Source organism: Pedobacter sp. A2324 (assembly GCF_059693705.1).
Genome location: NZ_JCASSK010000009.1, coordinates 1 through 19950, shown reverse-complemented (window position 1 = coordinate 19950; position 19950 = coordinate 1). Strand labels below are relative to the sequence as shown.

The following is a 19950-nucleotide window of genomic DNA, read 5'->3' as shown; positions in this document are numbered from 1 at the left end:
AAGTCTCTGTTTCTCATTGCGAAACAGAGACTTGAATTTCAAGCAAAAGAACCCGATTATTTCACCGACCAGTATGGGGATTCAGTACGGGCAGTTAGCAAATAATTTTCGATCTTTTTAACCACCTCTGGCTGTTCGGCAGCGAGATCGTGCTGTTCGCCGATGTCGTTATCAAGGTTGTAAAGTTCCAGTTTATTGTGCAGCTTCACTCCTTTCCATTTGCCATATCGTACAGCCTGCTCAAATCCCTGTTCAAAAAACTCCCAGTATAAAAACCGGTCTTCTTTATTTTTTTCGCCTTTAATTGCAGGGTAAATACTTGATCCATCAGTTTTGAATCCTGTAGTTTTGCCTGCTATGTCTCCGAAAGTGGGCAAAATATCGGCAAAGTAACCGGGTACACGGCTCACCTTAGGGGCATTTTTAATAAAGGGTGCCCAGGCAATAAAAGGCACGCGGATACCACCTTCATAAACATCACGTTTATAGCCTTTAAGCTGACCATTGGAATCAAAAAATTCTGATACGGCCTTTAACTGGGAAGTTGGCTCAGAACGCGGGCCGTTATCAGAAGCAAAAAACACGATAGTGTTTTTCGACAAACCACTTTTAATCAGATAATCTTTAACTTTTGCAACGGCTTGATCTAGATAATAAACCATGGCGGCATAGGTTTTCATATCCTCGGGCCAGTCTTTATTTTTATAGATCGCCTGATTGGGCACATCCAGCGGAGAATGTGGATTATTAAAATTGAGCATCAGAAAGAAAGGTTCTTTATTGTCCTTTTTTGTTTTCAGATAGGCCAGTGCCTCATCGGTACATAAATTGGTTTCGTAATAACCTTTTCTTTGATTGGTATTAGGCTCAATGGTAATCAACTTTCCGTTTACATATCGTTTTTCGGGCCAGTAAGTACTGGCATAAGTTTCGGGAACATTAATCAGCCAGCCTGAGAATTTATCAAAACCACGTTGCAGCGGTGTAGCCAGCGAATCATAGCCATCAACATGCCATTTACCCACCAGTGATGTTTCATAACCAGCGTCCTGCATCAGGTTTCCGATAGTGTAATCGTCTCTTGTCAGGTTAGCACGGTAAACTACATTCTTTCCCTTTTTGCCTGCAATGCCTCCATGGTCGGTGGCATTACCCCTAATGGTGGCGTGACCGGTATTCAGGCCTGTTAACAGCGATCCTCTTGAAGGAGAACAAACGGGTGCACCGGCATAAAAATCTGTAAATTGTGTTCCCTCTTTTGCGAGTTTATCAATGTTAGGCGTTTGAATTAATTTTTGTCCGTAAACGCCCACATCGCCATAGCCTAAATCATCGGCAAGGATGAAAACAATATTAGGTTTCTGGCCGCTCTGCTGCTGAGCAAATACCATGTTGCTCATCATCAGCATCAAACAGAAAGGCAATAATTTCTTTATCATCATATTTATTCAATTTATATGCATTTGGACTTAACGCTAATTATAACCCGGATTTTGGGTGTATAAGCCTGGAACGGTTTGCAGTTCACTTGCCGGAACCGGATAGATCACATAATTGGCTACAATGGGATTTATCTTAGTGATGGCATCAGCTGTTCTCCAGGTATTCATCTGCGTTACTGCCAGTCCTGATCTTACCAGGTCGTTCCATCTCAGTCCTTCACCTAAAAACTCCCTTTGCCGCTCCTGCATCAGGGTTTCGATGGTAACATTGGATATATTGCCTATACCCGCCCTTGCTCTCACACGATTTACAATAGCATCCACATCGGCCTGTGTTCCGGCAGTACCATGTAAAATACATTCGGCTTTCATCATTAAAATATCGGTATAGCGCAACACAATAAAATTAATCGGCCAGTCTTTTCCGCTTGTACCTTTTTTCGAAATATCGATATATTTTTTGATAAAAGGGCCAACCGTGTAAGTTGTGGCTACATTAAAAGGGTAACGCAGGTCTGTTCCGCTTACCGTATTGGTGGTATAGGAAGTCACCAGACTTTTTGAAACTGGAAAAGTACTGGCCCCGTAGCCATTACCATAACTATTTGAAATTCCCTGCCCCGTCCAATATGCTACTGGTACCAAATGTGATGGAAAACCGGCACCATTTAAACTTGAGGCAAACTGCACATCGAACACCACCTCGCTGTTATTTTCATTGGCGTAGGAAAAGATATTGGTGTAGCTGGTTCCAAAGCTGTAGGGGCTTCCCGTGATAATCTGATCAAATAATGCTGCTGCCTTTGTGTATTCGTTACTGTTTAGCCCCGGACCGTTAATGCTATAGGTAGGGCCTGATTTGGTGAGGTAAACCAAACCCAAAAGCCCTTTGGCGGCGTAAGACGTTGGCCGCCCCAAATCGGTACCGGTAAAGCTTGCAGGTAAATTGCTTGCTGCAAATTGCAGATCAGACTCGATGAGTGCATATACATCGGCAACGGGACTGCGTGGAATTGTGGCCACTTCAGCAGCGCTTTTTACAGTAGATATCAACGGCACTTGGCCAAAAGTACGCACCAGCGAGAAGTAATAAAATGCCCTGAGGAATTTAACCTCTGCCTGATAGCGCGTTGCATTGGCCACTGTTAAAATACTTCCCTTACTTTCTAAGGCAGCTAAAACCGTATTGGCATTATAAATACCGTTGAAGTTAGCTTTCCATGCGGTTGAAATAAAACCTGTTGTAGCAATATCGGGTGTAAAGTTATTAATGCCGTCCCAGTCACGGTTACCGTCAGAGGTAGCGTTTAAGTTATCGCTGCGCATTTCACTTAACCATAGTGCCTGGCTTGGGTAATTGCTCAATTGCGAATACACACCATTTACGGCCTGCAGGAAATCGTTGTTATTGGTAAAGAAATTTTCAGTAGCCAGGCTTGATACCGGCAGTTGATCCAATTGTTTATCGCAGCTGCTCAATATGAGCAAGAGCGAAAAAAGACTTAAATATATTTTCGTTTTCATCTCTGTATTCATTATTAGAAACCAATGTTTAAACCAACTGAAGCTGTTTTACTCAATGGCAGTGAACCGTAATCGCCCGATATGGCATAACTGGTATCCCCACTCACGTTGGTGTTCTGCGCTTCGGGATTTGCACCTCCCTTATATTTATCGTGAGAGAAATAATTTTCGAGAGCGATGTAAATTCGTGCCGAAGAAATGAACGGTGTTTTAATGAGTTTTTTAAGGTTGTAACCGAGGGTGATATTTTGCACGCGGAAGAAATCGGTTGAGTAAACCCAGTCTGATGTTACCTGCGGATAGGTATAACTTGCTCCGAGTTTCCCTCTTGCTGCGCTGTAATCCTGGTTGGTGGTTGACCAGCGATCTCTCCACACACCTAAACATTGGCCGTTGTGCTTCCCGAAAAGTCGATTGCCCTGCCCAGGTAAGAAAGGATTGAGCCTCCATGCTGGCCATATAACTGAATACCCAGGTCAAAGCCTTTGTATTTAAAGTTGTTTGACCATCCCCAGGTATATTTTGGTGTGGGCTGTCCGCCGATTACGCGATCTGCGGCAGTGATTTTTCCATCGCCGTTGCTGTCTACATATTTGGCGTCGCCCACAGTCTGACCGGTTACCTTGGCCACACCAGGGTTGGCGATATCTGCAGCAGTTAATATGCCATCTGTTTTGGTAATGTAATAACTGAATGCAGGCAAACCTTCTCTTAATAAATAAGGGGCGTTACTTCCGCTGTATGCTGAAGCAATCTGAATATCTGCATGTGTTGGGCCAAGATCGGTTACCTTGTTTTTATTGAAGGAAATATTCGCATTCATCGTCCACTGGAAATCGGGAGTTTTAATGTTTACCGTGTTCAGGCTAAATTCTAAACCGGTATTTACCACCACACCAATATTCTGGAGACTTGTACTAAAGCCACTTGCCGAAAGTACCGGCAGATTCAACAGCAGGTCGGTGTTCTTTTTATGATAGGCATCAAAAGTGAAGTTAATCCTGTTGGCTAATAAACTAAGATCCAGGCCTAAATCGTAAGTGCTGGAAGTTTCCCATTTTAAAGCTTTGTTTGCTAAACCGGAAACCACCTGCCCTGTTGCAGTTGTTGGTGTGTTTCCACCGAATACATAATTAGAACTAACTAGGGTACTGATGGCGTTATAATCGCCGATGTTGTTGTTACCCGATTTACCCCAGCTTAGGCGGAGCTTCAGGTCGCTGATTGCTTTGACGTTTTTAAGAAAGGCTTCTTCCGAAATTTTCCATCCGGCAGATAGTGAAGGGAATGTACCCCAGCGGTTCTCTGAACCAAATTTAGATGAGGCATCTCTCCTGATACTTCCCGAGAAAAGATACTTATCCTTATAAGAATACTGTAAGCGGCTATAGTATGAAAACAGCGTATTATTCGATTCGGTAGAGGTGCCGGTTAAGGTTACCCCTGCTGAGTTTGCAATGGCATTACTTAAAGTTTTTACAATATCATTGGCAAAACCGCCGGCTGTTGCCAAACTTGCGCCTTCCAGGTGAACAATGTTATAGGATACCCCTGCAAGCGCCGTAAGCTTATGGTTTTCGGCAAAGGTTTTGGTATAGCTTAAGGTGTTTTCATTCAGGAAGTTCTGTTTTTTGTTTACAATATAAGCTCCGGTTGAATATAATCCCGGACTGGAGGCCAGACTTGAAGCGGCACCTACGGTTACCTGATCAGATTTGTATTGCGAGTTATTGCGGTCAATATTATCATAATTTAAGGTCGACTTTAGCGACAGCCCATCGATGATTTGATATTCACCATAAACGGATGTTAATAACCTGGAGGTTTTAATGGTATTGATTGCGGTTTCCAGATAAGCGTAAGGACTAATTAGCCTCGGGCTTGCCCAGGTATAGGTACTGTTGCCATAAGCTCCGGTATTTAGCCCCACTGAACTTTCAACTACAGGAACCATTTGAAGGGCATTCATTAACTGATTGTCTTTTCCTTCTCCCGGGGCTGCGTTGTTTACAGAATAAGAGGGCGCCAGGTTAAGTCCGAATTTGAGTTTTCTACTGGCATTGGCCTCTATGTTGGCTCTTAAACCATAATTTTTATAGTTGGAATTGATAATTATTCCGTTTTGATTCAGGTGGTTGGCTGAGATAAAATAGTGGACATTTTCCGAGCCTCCGCTTGCCGAAACTTCATAGTTCTGATATGGGGCATTCTGATAAATGGCATCCTGCCAGTCTACATAATCCAGGCCGGGATGCCCTTCCTGGGCCCAGCGCGGATCGGTCATATAACTGGTATTGATTGTACCTGCGGCAAGTCCGAGGATAGCCGCTCTCTGCGCATTGGTTTGCGATGCTGTTCTGCCGGTGCCCGAAGCTACCCAGGCTGCGTTTGCCAGTTGTGTAGCCTGGGCTACCCATTCGTCTGCACTTAGCATATCTACTTTTCTAGATACACTGGCAATACCGGCATTGGCATTTACACTGATCTTTGCGCTTCCGGTAAGCCCTTTTTTGGTAGTGATAATTACCACTCCGTTTGCTGCCCGAGAACCATAAATGGCACCTGCGGCAGCATCTTTAAGCACCTGAACGCTTTCAATGTCGTTAGGATTAAGGTTATCAAGGGGACTATTGGTAATACCACCTGCCGAATTCTGGCTGGCGATGTCTAACGGGAAACCATCAAGCACATAAAGTGGTTCATTTCCGGCAGTGATAGATCCCGCACCACGCACCTGAATGCTGAGTGCTGCGCCAGGCATCCCACTTTGCTGCCTTACCTGTACGCCCGACATCTGGCCGATGAGTGCCTGTTCTACTCTGGCAATAGGTTTTTCTTCCACGGCCTTTGCATCAAAACTGGCTACCGAACCCAGTACATTTCCTTTTTTTTGAGTAGCATAACCTACAACTACAAATTCCTGCAGGGAGTTGCTTTCTGGCTCCAGCTGAACTGTCAGTGTTTGTCCGGTATAAAGCACTTCTTTGGGTTTATAACCGATGTAGGTAAACTGCAAAGTGGCAGCATTCTGTTCTGTAAGCAACCTGAAATCACCATTATTGTCGGTAGATACCACTTGCTTAGTGCCTTTTATTCTGACACTTACGCCTGCAAGTGGAAGCTTTTTCTCATCCACAACCTTTCCCTGTATGGTAATCGCGTTGATGGTTTTACGCTTTAAGGGCGGTAGTAAGTGGGTATGAAACGTATGATTAATCTTAGTATTATTTCCTTTAGCCAGTGCTGGGAACGAAGCCAATGAGGTTAACAGAAGAAATCCTGTTATTCCGGTCAGCAAAAAAGGTTTGTTCAATAATGAGCTTTGAGAGTCCTTCCAGGACTTTCCGCTGATTTTCATAATTATAATAGTTTGTGCTAATTATGATATGCTGAAGAGGATATTTAAGTTGACAGTCTCCAGCAATTTTCATAAATTTAACAAGATTCATGGAATAGTTTGACCGGACGCAACGCCAATTGATAGCCGGTTAAATGTTTGTAATCGGAGGGAAAATGTATTCTATTTTCCCTTTTTTTATGTGTATTTATGTTTTGCTTTATATCCTCCTTTCTATTCTTCAACATCTAAAATTGAAGGGATTTCAATCGTGTTTTATCACACACGAGTATTTCTTTTTTAACGTTTTGAGAGTGGCGACAACAGCGGGCGTTGTTAGATAGTGTCAAATATACATTAAGTCTATGTATTTGATAGAATATTTTTAAATGTTTTCGTAACATTTATTATAAAGTGCCTTTTAATGGTAGCTAATCCTCTTTATGAAACTTCTTTTTTAATTCGGAAGGGCGTGTTAAGTTTTAAGCCCCTACGTTAATAGCCAATATTTTTAACTTCCTTTTAAGATTGGTTCCTTATTTTTGTTTATGTTCAAAATCGGAGTCGCAGAAGATGATCCTAAAATTTCAGCACTTCTGAAGTCAGCTTTAGAAGAAAATGGGTACGAAGTACTATCGGCAGCAGATGGAATAAGTGCTTTACAACTCTTTTCAGCTTCGGCCTTTAACCTGCTCATTATTGATGTTATGATGCCAGGCCTTAACGGCTTGCAGCTTTGCAAAAAAATCAGAACAACAGATCAGCAAACACCAATACTGATGCTTACAGCCATGGGAAGCATTGAAGATAAGGTTACGGGCCTGGAAACCGGTGCTGACGATTACCTGGTTAAACCTTTCCACCTGAGGGAGCTTCTGGCAAGGGTAACTGCGCTTTTAAGACGTCAGACAAAAGGGACAAACGATCACCTGATTTGTTTTGAAGATTTATGCCTCAATACAGAAAGTAAGGAAGTGAGCAGGGGCGGCATCGTTATTGAGCTTAGCGCAAAGGAATTTATCTTGCTTGAACTTTTCATGAAGAATCCAAACCGCCTGCTTTCGAGGCAGTTTATCGCTGAAAAAGCCTGGGATATCAATTTTGAAACCGGGACGAACGTGATTGACGTTTACATTAATTTTCTGAGAAAAAAAATTGAAAAAGGGTTTGACCGGAAGCTCATCCACACCAAAATAAACATGGGTTATATTTTAAAATAAATGAAGATCAAAGACCGCATTGCACTTTACTTTACATTGATTACTACCTCAATGCTTCTGGCTGTGCTTTGTGTCATCTACTTTACCTTCATGAAGTTTTTGCAGGCCGATTTTTTTGAACGGCTTACAGACCGCACTATGGTTACCGCAAAACTTTATTTAGAGGCTGATGAAATTAGCCGGGATGCCTTAAACACTGCAAGGCATAAATACCTGCAAAAATTAACTGGCGAGGTGACCCGAATTTACGATTATAAAAACAGGGCCACATTTATTGGCGATACAACCCAGTACTGGACAAAAGCGACCATAGAAAAGGTGAGGAAAAATGGCAACCTGAAGTACGTGGATGGCCAGCGACAAGTAGTTGGAATTTACTATAAAGATAATCAGGGCGACTTTGTAATCCTTGCCTCGGCTGATGATCAGGGATCGCATAACCGTTTAAGCAAGCTGCTTAAAATTATGATTTTTGTATTTATTTTAATTTCGGCTATTGTGCTGGTATTAAGCAGATGGATAGCAGAGAAAATGCTCAAGCCACTCAAAAATCTGACTAATGAGGTGAAACAGATCGATGCAAGCAACATGGAAATGAGGCTGGGAAAATCCACAAATAAAGATGAAATTAACCTGATAGCCGAAAGTTTTAACCGCCTGATGGATGAACTGGAACAGGCTTTTATTCTCCAGAAAAGCTTTGTTGCCAATGCTTCGCACGAGCTCAGAACTCCGGTAACCAGGCTGATGATGACAGCTGAACTTGCGCTTTCCAAAGACCGTGAGATAAACGCTTACCGGGAGGTACTTTCTTCTGTTCTTGAAGATGCCGAAAAGATGGAGCACATGATTAATGGCCTCCTGGCACTAGCTAAGATGGATCTTGAATTGATTAAATCACAAACATCCCCCATTTCACTAAGCGAAGTTCTCAAAAAAACCCAACAGGAATGGCAAACCGATAAAGGCCATCCCTTTGAACTCAATATAATACTAACACATGATGAGGGGGCATATATCTCAGCAAACGAAATTCTGCTACAGATTGCATTAGACAATATTATTTCTAACGCATTTAAATTTTCCAATGGCCGTCAGGTTGTCTGCTCGCTCCGGAAAAATAATCAGCACATCCAGATCACCATCACAGATCAGGGTATTGGAATCCCAAAAGCAGAAAAAGATGAAATTTTTAAAGCCTTTTATACCCGAGCAGAGAAAGCCGGGCTAAAAGGTGAAGGAATGGGGCTGTATATGACAAAAAAAATTATTGAGCTATTTCATGGCAACATTGAAATATCGGATAACAAAAATACCGGATCAACCTTTACCCTAAAGTTCCCAAAGCTTTAACTCCCCTTTAATTCGGGTTTAATCCTCCTTTAATGTGGCTAAAATAGCTTTGCCACATGAGACGAATATGTTTTTTGCTGGTGGTGTTTTTGGCACTACAGTTTGGAAAAAGCCTTGCACAAACGGATACTCTACAACTTGATATCAAACAGGCTGAATATCTGTTCCGGAAACAGAATTATGATTTACTGGCGAGTAATTTTCAGATCGACCAGGCAAGGGCGGACATCATCACCGCCAGATTGTGGGATAATCCTGAACTCGAACACGAGAATCTTTTTTACAACCACGAAACCGAAAAATTCCTTCAAACCTCATATGAATACGGACAATTTTCCAGTTCAGTTGCACAGTTATTTAAACTTGCAGGTAAGCGGAATAAGAATATTAAAATAGCGCAGTTTGGAGTTAAAATGGCTGAATGTGCCTACTTCGATCTGATCAGGACACTTAATTTTGAATTACACAACCATTTCTACAATGCTTATTTTGCCCAACAGTCAGTAGCTGTTTATCAGCAACAAATCGCCGCCAGCACGCAGTTACTGAAGGCTTACGAAGTACAGCTGAAAACAGGCAATGTTGCGCTGAAAGATGTAATCAGGATCAAAGCATTGTTAATTAATCTCAAATCAGAACTAATAGCTGTATTGAATGAACTTGAAGACAGTCAAAAAGATTTAAGATTAATTTGTGGATTAGCACCTTCAGGCGGTATTAAACTCATACTTCCAGCGCCAGAAAATAATCCACCGATTACCAGCCTCTCCTATCAGTCGTTAATCGATTCTGCGCGGGTAAACCGCTCCGATTTAAAGCTTGCCCGCACTGATCTGGAATACCAGAAAATGAACCTTAAACTTCAGAAAGCCATGGCTATCCCCGATGTAGAACTCTCGCTGAGTTACGATCTTAAGGGTAATTATCCGGAAAAATATACCGGATTGGGCATAAAAATTCCTTTACCCCTTTTTAACCGCAATCAGGGAGAGATTAAAAAAGCGATGACCGGAATCGACGCTTCTGAAAACAATATCAGAAAACAGGAATCTATTCTGGAGAATGAAATATTCAACGTTTATAAAACTGTTTTCAGAAATGAAAAGCTCTGTAATGAAGTCGATCCATCGTTTAGTACTGATTTTGACAAGCTCATCAGCGCATTGATTAAAAACTTTAAAGACAGGAACATCAACCTCATTGAATTTCTGGATTTATTCGATTCGTATAAAGAAAACACACTTCAACTCAACAAGCTTCAGCAAAACAGAATGAAAGCCAGAGCTGAACTCAATTTTGTAACCGGCACAAACATTTTCAAATAAAAATGACTCCAATTAACCTTAACATCAAAAATATATTGCTGCTCACAGCCATTAGCGTTGGTTTAGCTTGTACAAATCATAAAACGGAAGCAGTAAAAGAGAAATTTACCATTACCGATTCATTGCTTAACCGCTTGTTAATTGACACCGTGCAACAGGCGAACGGAAAATCAGCCCTGAGGTTTTCTGCTAAAATCGCAGCAAATGAGGAAAAAAAATCTGATCTCTATCCCATGGTGAGTGGATTGGTGAGTCGTGTAAACGTAAGGCTGGGAGATAAAGTAACCGCTGGACAAACGCTTGCAAACGTGTTGAGTGCAGAAGTATCCGGATTTGATAAAGATGCCATATCGGCCTCTGCCGAATTGAAAAATGCAGGCAGGGTTTTAAGTCAGGCGGAACAGCTTTTTGAAAGTGGTTTATCATCAGCCAGGGAACTTGAAGAAGCGAGAAATGATTTCCAGATCAAAAAAGCCGAGTTAAAAAGAGCCAGTGCCGTATTGAAACTTAATGGAGGAAGCAGCTCGGGCATGTACGCCATCAAATCACCTATCGGTGGATTTGTGATCGAAAAAAACATTACCGATCATATGCAAATTCGCAGCGATAACGATAAAAGCCTGTTTACAATCGCCGATCTTTCTAAGGTTTGGGCAATGATTAATATCTATGAATCAGACATTTCGAAAATAAAAGCTGGGGATGAGGTAGAACTTTCTACTCTTTCCTATCCGGATGAAACTTTTAAAGGAAAAATAGATAAAATTTATAACCTTATTGATCAGGAAAGTAGAGTAATGAATGCCAGGGTAGTCATTCCGAATCCCGGTTTTTTACTGAAACCTGGAATGTTAGGAACAGTAAAGGTCAGCGGCAACAGTAACGTAAATCTCCCGGTAGTAAACTCAAGAGCGGTAATTTTCGACAACAATAAAAATTATGTTTTATTGATTACAAAAGACCGGAAGGTTAGGATACAAGCCGTAGAAATTGGCAGAAAAACAGGCGATAAAATTTATATCAGTAATGGCCTGCAGCCCGGAGACAAGGTGGTTGCATCCAAACAGGTTTTCCTTTTTGAAAGTTTAAAATCCCAATAATTCCTTTAGGTATGAATAAAATCATTAAAAATATTATCGGGTTTGCACTGAAAAACAAATATTTCATATTTTTCGCAACCTTTGTTTTAATCCTGTCGGGATACCTCAGTTTTAAAAACACAACCATAGATGCCTTTCCGGATGTTACAAACACCAATATTACAATCATTACGCAATGGCCTGGAAGAAGCGCTGAAGAGGTAGAAAAGTTTGTGAGCCGGCCGCTCGAAATTGCGATGAATCCAACAGAAAAGCGAACCAGTATCCGTTCGTCATCACTATTTGGACTGTCGATCATTAAAGTGAGTTTTGAAGATGATGTCGACTATGCCGAAGCGCGCGTTCAGGTGAACAATCATTTGGAAGAGGCTGATTTGCCAGATGGAATTCAGCCTGAGGTTCAGCCCCCATACGGCCCTACAGGAGAAATTTTCCGTTATACCTTATCGAGTGATCAAAAAACAGTACGTGAACTGAAAACCCTTCAAGACTGGGTAATTCAGCGGGAATTGTTATCGGTTTCCGGCATTGCCGATGTCGTAAGTTTTGGAGGGGAGGTAAAAACCTACCAGATTACAGTAGATCCGCAGAAAGCCATCCAGTATGGCGTAAGCGCAACCGAACTATTCGATGCCGTGTCTAAAAGCAATATTAATGTAGGTGGCGATGTAATTGTACAAAGCAACCAGGCCTATGTTGTACGCGGAATAGGTGTTCTGAATAACATCGATGAAATCAAAAATGTGGTAGTGGATAACATTAACGGAACGCCTATTTATGTTAAAACCATTGCAGATGTGGCTGAATCAGCATTACCTCGACTGGGACAGGTAGGTAGAGATGATGACCCTGATGTGGTAGAGGGGATTATCGTGATGCGTAAAGGTGGCAATCCGAGTGAGGTTATTGCGCGTCTGAAAGAAAAAATCAATGAGATCAATACCAGTATCCTACCCGATGATGTGAAGATTAAGCCATTCTACGACCGTGAAGATCTGGTTAATTACTCGGTACATACCGTGATGGGAAATATGCTGGAGGGGATTTTATTTGTAACGCTGATTGTTTTCCTTTTTATGGCCGATTGGCGTACAACACTAATTGTTTCTATCATTATCCCGCTTGCATTACTGTTTGCCTTTATTTGTTTAAAACTAAAAGGGATGCCAGCGAACCTGTTATCAATGGGGGCTATAGATTTTGGAATCATTATAGATGGTGCCGTAGTAATGGTAGAGGGAATATTTGTGGCGCTTGATATGAAAGCCCATCGTGAGGGCATGGATCGTTTTAATAAAATGAGCAAGCTGGGCATCATCAAGAAGGCTTGTCTCGAAAACGGCAAAGGCATCCTATTTGCCAAACTAATCATCATTACCGGCTTACTGCCTATTTTCACCTTTGAAAAGGTAGAAGGAAAAATGTTTTCGCCTTTGGCCTGGACCTTGAGCTTCGCACTTCTCGGTGCGTTGATCCTAACTTTCACACTCGTGCCCGCCTTATCGAGCGTACTATTGAAGAAAAACGTAAAAGAAAAACACAATATATTTTTATTGTGGATGACTAAAGGCACACTAAAGTTTTATGATTTCTGTTTCGAGAGAAAACGTGTAGTATTTTTTAGCTCACTCGTTGTGCTCATTTTAGGAGTTTTCAGTTTCAGCTTTTTAGGTACAGAGTTCCTGCCCAATCTGGATGAGGGATCAATATATGTTCGGGCTACGGGTCCTTTAAGTATCTCGCTGGATGAAACGAAAAAACTTTCGAATGAAATGCGCAAAATTTTTCTGTCGTTTGAAGAGGTAAAACAGGTCATGTCGCAAACCGGACGACCAAATGACGGAACGGATGCTACGGGCTTCTACAACATGGAATTTCATGTCGATATCTATCCAAAAAAAGAGTGGAAACGTAAGCAGACGAAGGAGCAACTTATTGAACGCATGCAGGAAAAGCTAAAAAGTTTTCCTGGCATTAGCCTGAATTTTTCTCAACCCATATCAGACAACGTGGAAGAAGCTGTTTCGGGGGTGAAGGGCTCTATTGTAGTCAAAATATTTGGTGAAAATTTCGCGTATATTGAACGCGAGGAAGAAAAAATCGAAGCCATTTTAAAAACTGTTGATGGCATTGAAGATCTTGGAATTTTAAGAAACCTGGGGCAGCCGGAATTACAAATCAATCTTGATCAGAAAAAAATGGCCCTTTACGGGGTTACCACCGCCGATGCCAACGCAGTAATTGAAATGGCCATCGGTGGAAAAGCGGCAACGCAGATTTATGAGGGAGAAAGAAAATTCGATCTGATTATACGCTATCCTGAGGATTTCAGAAGCGACGAAAGTTCGATCAGCAAGCTCAAGGTACCGACCCTTTCAGGCTCTAATGTACAATTGGGTGAGATTTCCAGTATCAGAAAAATCACTGGCCCAAGCATGATTTACCGTGACAAACACAAGCGTTATGGTGCGATCAAATTTTCTATCCGCGGCAGGGATATGGGAAGCGTAATTGCAGAGGCCCAGGAAAAGGTTAATCATGCCATTAAACTTCCAAAGGAATATAAACTGGAATGGGCAGGTGATTTTGAGAACCAGCAAAGGGCTACCGCACGACTCTCGCAGGCTGTTCCCATTAGCCTGGTCCTCATCTTCTTCATTCTCTTTGTATTGTTCGGAAACATTAAAGATGCGCTGCTTGTACTCAACAATGTTCCCTTTGCCATGATCGGAGGGATTCTGGCATTACTTATTAACGGTATAAATTTCAATATTTCTGCAGGTATAGGTTTTATTGCTTTATTTGGAATTTGCGTGCAGAATGGCGTGATCCTGATTACCAGATTCAAAACTAACATAGCCGAAATGAAACATATACCGGACTGGACGTTTAATGATGCAATGCGGGATGGGATTGCAAGTAGATTCAGACCTGTACTGATGACAGCTATGATGGCAGCCATAGGATTGATGCCGGCTGCACTTTCTACAGGGATAGGCTCTGAAGCATCTAAACCCTTAGCCATCGTTGTAATTGGAGGGTTAATTACCAATACCCTATTTAACCTCTTTGTTTACCCAATCGTTTTTTACTGGTCGTACCATAAAAAGGTTAAAGCCAGTATGCTATAAGTGCAAAAAATTACAATAATAAATCTATATATTCTATGGGCTTATTATTGCAAGCTTATCAATTTTCATAACTTTGCCTGTAACACAAAACAGATTCAAAGGCAATGGATGATGAGTTTTTCAGCTTACTGGCTGATCGGCCACTTTATGGCAATAATGTTCCTTCAAATGATACTGTCTCCAGCTGGGCACTGAAGCTTATTCGTTTCTTATATCCGGATAATCTGCAGAAGTCAGTTTCTGCTACCCTGTTAAAGACAGAGGCACTGGCATTGCGGGACGAACTTGCCCTGATCATTGCAGCCAACTGCGCAGCGCAAAGCAGAAACTGTGACGAGATTGCTTTACATTTTTTTGATCAGCTGCCTAAGCTCTACAGTATCCTAAATAGTGATATCCAGGCGATATTTAATGGAGATCCTGCTGCCCAAAGTGAATTTGAAGTGATCCGTACCTACCCTGGTTTTTACGCCATTTGCTATTATAGAATTGCAAATCTCCTGTCAGTTGCCAACGTGCCACTGATTCCCAGGATCCTCACTGAACATGCGCATTCAAGAACCGGTATCGATATACATCCTGCGGCTTCCATTGGTTCCTATTTTTATATCGACCACGGTACAGGAATTGTGATAGGAGAAACAACAGTGATTGGTAATCATGTGAAATTATATCAGGGGGTTACCTTAGGTGCATTAAGCGTTCGCAAAAATCTCGCGGGTGCAAAACGACATCCAACAGTTGAAGACCATGTTATTATCTACTCAGGGGCAACCATTTTAGGAGGAGAGACTATTATCGGCCATAATAGTGTAATAGGTGGAAATGTGTGGATTACAGAGAGTGTGCTGCCGTACTCCACTGCCTATCACTCGCCCATAGTAACAGTTAGAAAAATTAACGAAACAAACGAAATATAAAAATGGCAGGCATTATCGATTTAATCGGAAATACACCAATGGCTGAACTCAGCCATCTGAATACCAATAAGAATGTAAGGATATTTGCCAAGCTCGAAGGCAATAACCCCGGGGGAAGTGTTAAGGACAGGGCCTCCCTGAATATGATTCGCAGCGCAATAGAGCGTGGCGATATCACCAAGAATACCAAACTGGTTGAAGCGACGAGCGGCAATACAGGTATTGCATTAGCCATGATTGCAAGTCTGTTCGGATTGGAGATTGAGCTGGTGATGCCTTCTAATTCTACGCGTGAACGCACTTTGACCATGGAGGCATTCGGTGCCAAGGTAACCTTACTGGAAAGTATTGAAGTATGTCGTGATTATGCTGAAGAGAAAGGTGCTGAAGAGGGCTATTATCTGCTCAATCAATTTGCCAACAGCGATAATTACATGGCACACTATAAAACCACAGGGCCTGAAATCTGGAAAGATACTGATCAGAAAATTACCCATTTCGTCAGTTCTATGGGAACTACAGGCACAATTATGGGCTGCTCACGCTTCTTGAAAGAGCAAAACAATGAAATCCAAATAGTGGGTTGCCAACCTACAGAAGGGGCATCTATACCAGGAATACGACGGTGGCCAACCGAATATCTGCCAAAGATTTTCGAACCTGAACGTGTAGACCGCGTGATGGATATCACACAGGAAGATGCCGTGGATATGGCTAGAAAACTCGCTAAAGTTGAGGGTATATTTGCAGGTATGAGTACTGGTGGAGCATGTTCGGCCGCACTTAAGTTGGCTTCAGAACTTGATGAAGGAGTGATTGTTTTCATTGCCTGCGACAGGGGAGACAGATATTTGAGTAGTGATTTGTTTGGATAAGCGTTTGTAACAGATTGATTACTTTTTGGTAATTATCCTTATATTCGTGCATTCAATCACAAATGAAAAAATTAGTTTCAATAGTCATCCCTGCTTATAATGAAGCCGATAATATTTTCGTAATTGCAGAAAGCATTAAGCGTGTTTTTTCTACAATCCAATACGATTACGAACTCATTTTAGTGGATGATGGTAGTAAGGACCATACGCTTGAAAAAATAAGGGATTATGCCCTTACGGCAGAAAATATATTCTTCCTAGAATTTTCGAAAAACTTTGGTCATCAGCTGGCGGTGAAAGCAGGTATGGATCATGCTTTTGGCGACTGTGTCATCTCTATGGATTGTGATATGCAACATCCACCAGAAATGATCCCCGAAATGCTTCAGAAATGGGAAGAAGGCTATGAAGTGGTTTATACAGTTCGGGAAGAAGATAAAAGCTTATCGAAGGGTAAAAGAAGCTCTTCCAGTCTTTTCTATAAAATATTAAATTGGTTATCTGACATTGAGTTAGAGCCCGGTGCAGCCGACTTTCGTTTATTGGACCAAAAGGTGGTTAACGTATTCAGAAATTTTCATGAAAATGAGCCTTTCCTGAGGGGACTGGTTAAATGGCTTGGTTTCAAACAGTATGCCATCCGCTATCATCCGGCAGCCCGCTTTTCCGGAAAAAGCAAATATACGGTTAAAAAGATGTTCCGTCTGGCCTTGCACGGCGTGACTTCATTTAGCATTAAACCCTTATATTCGGCTGTATATTTAGGTTTTATATTGTCTTTCGCCTCGGTCTTGTACGTGCCATACATCATTTATGCTTTTGCTAACAATGTGGAAGTATCCGGTTGGGCATCTGTAATTATGACCATCGTTTTTTTTGGAGGCTTGCAGCTAATCATCCTGGGCATCATAGGCATCTATGTAGGAAAGATGTTTATGCAAAGCAAAAACCGGCCTAATTATATTATTCGTTCAACCAATATTCAAAATAATTAAATGGTCCTTTTAAGTTTCGATATTGAAGAGTTCGATATGCCTTTAGAATATGGAAAAGACATTTCCTTTGATGATCAAATCTCTATATCCAGAGCAGGCACCATATCTATTTTAGATTTATTGGATAAGCACCAGGTGAAAGCAACCTTTTTTTGTACTGTAACATTTGCTGAGAATATACCTGACCTGATTAAAAGAATCACAGATTCAGGGCACGAGTTGGCCTCGCATGGCTACTATCATTCAGATTTTAAGGTGGAGCATTTACTACAATCGAAAGTTAGACTGGAGGAATTATCAGGAAAAGAGATTACTGGTTACCGTATGGCAAGGATGATGCCTGTAGATGAAAAGGAAATTGAAAAGGCTGGATATATCTACAATTCTTCAATAAACCCAACATATCTGCCCGGGAGATACAATAACTTCCATATTTCCAGGACTTATTTTACTAAAGAAAATGTAATGCAGTTGCCGGCATCTGTTAGTCCAGTGGTTCGTTTTCCATTATTCTGGTTATCCTTCCATAATCTTCCACTTTGGGCATATAAAAAAATGGCAAGCTGGACGTACAATCATGATCACTACCTGAATATCTATTTTCATCCATGGGAATTTACAGACCTGGATGATTTCGACAGATTTGGGTTTCCAGGTTATGTGAGAAAAAACACAGGATCAAAGATGCTTGGAAGAATGGATGAGTTCATTTCGTGGCTGAAATCGAAATCATATCCTTTCGGTACCATTCAATCCTTCATTTCTGATATAAAATAGATTTTATGGATAAGTTGCTGCTAGCTTAAGTGCATTATAAGCATTTACAACACCCCCACTTACACAGATCTCGCTAAAAAGGGCTTTCTCATTTTCACCTTTATCATTTTTGTATCTGACTTTGTGAGGTACTTTGGAAACCGACTTCATGATGATTTCTCTAACCTGAGCAGGTTTAAGATGTGGATAATAACTTAGAATAAGCGCGGCTAAGCCGGAAACTACCGGTGAAGCCATACTTGTACCATCCGCTTCTTCATACTTACCATTTGGAACTGTAGAGTTGATCATGAATCCTGGAGCAAATACATCAACAGTATATTTCCCGTAGTTAGAAAAATCTGCTTTAAGGTTATCATCATCTTTATAGGCACTTGCACCAACCTCAATCCAGTTATTTGCATGAGGTAAGGAAAACTTGGCTGAATCCAGTGGAACAGGCTTAACTACCGGAGATCTGTTATAGCCAGGAGCCATCCCCATCATATTTCCTGGTTGTCCGTTGCGCGTGGGAGGTACAAAATCAGGTTTTACAAACTTTTTATGGGTTTCTTGGTAAGCCTTCGCCTCTTTTCCCTCAAAATATTTGTTGGGAAAATTCTCTTCAACATCATTATTTCGATAATCGTTACCCGCTGCATGTACCAGCAATACATCTTTTTCCTCAGCATACTTAACGGCTTCGTCGACTACTTTTTTATTCCACTTATAAGCTTTACCAAAACTCATGTTAATCACCTTTGCGCCATTATCCACAGCATACCGAATACCATTAGCCACATCCTTATCACGTTCGTCGCCAGTTGGGACTACGCGAATAGCCATTATGCTTACGCTATTGGCCACGCCCATCATACCTAGCTCATTATTCCGGTTCGCCCCAATAATACCAGAAACGTGTGTCCCGTGGAAAGCATCCGGACCTTTAACGTCGTTATTTCCGTAGTCCTTTTCATCAGCATTTGAATAATTATCTCCAACTAAGGCCGAACGCATATCATATTTAGGATTCAGGTTATATTTTAGCATGGCATCATATTGTTTATAGCCTTCCTTGATATTTTTATAAAATTTTTCAAAACTACCTTCTTCCCTGGCACCCTTGCGAATGATGGTTTTTACCTGCTGCTCAGTTTCATCATCTGGGGTGTAACGGTCGATATCTTCGTAATCAGGAATACTCTTGTGATTAACTTTTGCTACTGAATCAAGTACTTTATTGATCGCGAGAAGAACAGAAAAAGTATTACTTGCATCTTCATATTTCTTGCCGAAATCACCAACCATTTTTTTATACAACCTAAACTCTTCTTTCTGGGTACTATCAAGAGGTGTTAAATTAGTTGTGGATTGATATTTCGGCGTGTAAATCCTAAGGAGTCTGACCAATTCAAGATTATCAAATTCAAGATTACCCTTTTTTGAACCGATGAAATTCCAGCCGTGGATGTCGTCAATATACCCGTTTCCATCATCATCAATACCATTACCCGGAATTTCTTTTGCATTAGTCCAGAGTACATCTTTTAAATCAGGATGACTTGTATCTACCCCACCGTCAATCACCGCTACTATGATATTCTGTTTAGGCTTAACATCTTTCAATAATTCTTTATATGCTTTCTCGGTACTGATACCAAAATAACCATTCTCTGTTAAATCCAGGTTGAACCAATTGGCGGGAAGTTTAACATTTTTACTTTGTGCGAAAAGGGATAGTTGTAAGCACAATAAGAAAATGAGTGAGATCGGTTTCTTGAAATTTGGAGGTATCATATGCAGATGTACGTAATACTACAATAATACGGTTTTATTGTATCTGACTTAAAAGAATTAGCATTTTTTAACCCTTAGAGTTAGGAGTACCATGTGGTTATAAACGAAGAAACCCTCACAGTTGTTACTGCAAGGGTCCTTGTTAATCTGCTTTTAGGCAGTTTAAGATTTGGCA

Annotated in this window: 14 protein-coding genes; 9 read left to right on the top strand and 5 right to left on the bottom strand. The window is 41.2% G+C overall.

Annotation, left to right across the window (positions count from 1 at the left end):
• Positions 1 to 56: 56 nt before the first annotated feature.
• Genes AC570I_RS21455 through AC570I_RS21440 form a run of 4 tightly spaced genes read right to left on the bottom strand, consistent with a single transcriptional unit; the run spans position 57 to position 6324 of the window.
• The gene (locus AC570I_RS21455; RefSeq protein WP_497407125.1) at positions 57 to 1442 is read right to left on the bottom strand and encodes an arylsulfatase; all 1386 of its coding nucleotides are present in this window, start codon (positions 1440 to 1442) and stop codon (positions 57 to 59) included.
• A 33-nt stretch (positions 1443 to 1475) separates the two neighbouring features.
• Positions 1476 to 2966, bottom strand: coding sequence for a RagB/SusD family nutrient uptake outer membrane protein (locus AC570I_RS21450; RefSeq protein WP_047801390.1), 1491 nt, complete (start codon positions 2964 to 2966; stop codon positions 1476 to 1478).
• 14 nt (positions 2967 to 2980) lie between these two features.
• A complete protein-coding gene (locus AC570I_RS21445; RefSeq protein WP_497407124.1) occupies positions 2981 to 3343 on the bottom strand; it encodes a hypothetical protein in 363 nt (120 codons plus the stop codon).
• Between the two features lie 2 nt (positions 3344 to 3345).
• Complete coding sequence (locus AC570I_RS21440) at positions 3346 to 6324, bottom strand: SusC/RagA family TonB-linked outer membrane protein (RefSeq protein ID WP_497407123.1); 2979 nt, start codon at positions 6322 to 6324, stop codon at positions 3346 to 3348.
• A gap of 527 nt (positions 6325 to 6851) precedes the next feature.
• Between AC570I_RS21440 and AC570I_RS21435 the strand changes: the two genes are divergently transcribed.
• The 9 genes from AC570I_RS21435 to AC570I_RS21395 all read left to right on the top strand — a co-directional run bounded on the left by AC570I_RS21435 (position 6852) and on the right by AC570I_RS21395 (position 17999).
• The gene (locus tag AC570I_RS21435) at positions 6852 to 7523 is read left to right on the top strand and encodes a response regulator transcription factor (protein ID WP_497407122.1); all 672 of its coding nucleotides are present in this window, start codon (positions 6852 to 6854) and stop codon (positions 7521 to 7523) included.
• Complete coding sequence (locus AC570I_RS21430; RefSeq protein ID WP_497407121.1) at positions 7524 to 8876, top strand: sensor histidine kinase; 1353 nt, start codon at positions 7524 to 7526, stop codon at positions 8874 to 8876.
• 56 nt (positions 8877 to 8932) lie between these two features.
• The gene (locus tag AC570I_RS21425; RefSeq protein ID WP_497407120.1) at positions 8933 to 10201 is read left to right on the top strand and encodes a TolC family protein; all 1269 of its coding nucleotides are present in this window, start codon (positions 8933 to 8935) and stop codon (positions 10199 to 10201) included.
• A 2-nt stretch (positions 10202 to 10203) separates the two neighbouring features.
• Positions 10204 to 11301 (top strand): efflux RND transporter periplasmic adaptor subunit, encoded by a 1098-nt coding sequence (locus tag AC570I_RS21420; protein ID WP_497407119.1) that lies wholly within the window; start codon positions 10204 to 10206, stop codon positions 11299 to 11301.
• Positions 11302 to 11312: 11 nt separating this feature from the next.
• Complete coding sequence (locus tag AC570I_RS21415) at positions 11313 to 14432, top strand: efflux RND transporter permease subunit (RefSeq protein ID WP_497407118.1); 3120 nt, start codon at positions 11313 to 11315, stop codon at positions 14430 to 14432.
• A gap of 104 nt (positions 14433 to 14536) precedes the next feature.
• Positions 14537 to 15352, top strand: a complete 816-nt coding sequence (gene epsC / locus AC570I_RS21410) for a serine O-acetyltransferase EpsC (RefSeq protein ID WP_497407117.1) — start codon at positions 14537 to 14539, stop codon at positions 15350 to 15352.
• 2 nt (positions 15353 to 15354) lie between these two features.
• On the top strand, positions 15355 to 16227 hold the full coding sequence (cysM, locus tag AC570I_RS21405) for a cysteine synthase CysM (protein WP_497407116.1): 873 nt from the start codon (positions 15355 to 15357) through the stop codon (positions 16225 to 16227).
• A gap of 62 nt (positions 16228 to 16289) precedes the next feature.
• Positions 16290 to 17222 (top strand): glycosyltransferase family 2 protein, encoded by a 933-nt coding sequence (locus AC570I_RS21400; RefSeq protein WP_497407115.1) that lies wholly within the window; start codon positions 16290 to 16292, stop codon positions 17220 to 17222.
• On the top strand, positions 17223 to 17999 hold the full coding sequence (locus AC570I_RS21395; protein WP_497407114.1) for a polysaccharide deacetylase family protein: 777 nt from the start codon (positions 17223 to 17225) through the stop codon (positions 17997 to 17999).
• A 3-nt stretch (positions 18000 to 18002) separates the two neighbouring features.
• On the opposite strand, the gene AC570I_RS21390 is transcribed toward AC570I_RS21395, so the two are convergent.
• Positions 18003 to 19775: a S8 family peptidase gene (locus tag AC570I_RS21390; RefSeq protein WP_047801387.1), complete on the bottom strand. Its 1773-nt coding sequence runs from the start codon at positions 19773 to 19775 to the stop codon at positions 18003 to 18005.
• Positions 19776 to 19950: the final 175 nt, after the last annotated feature.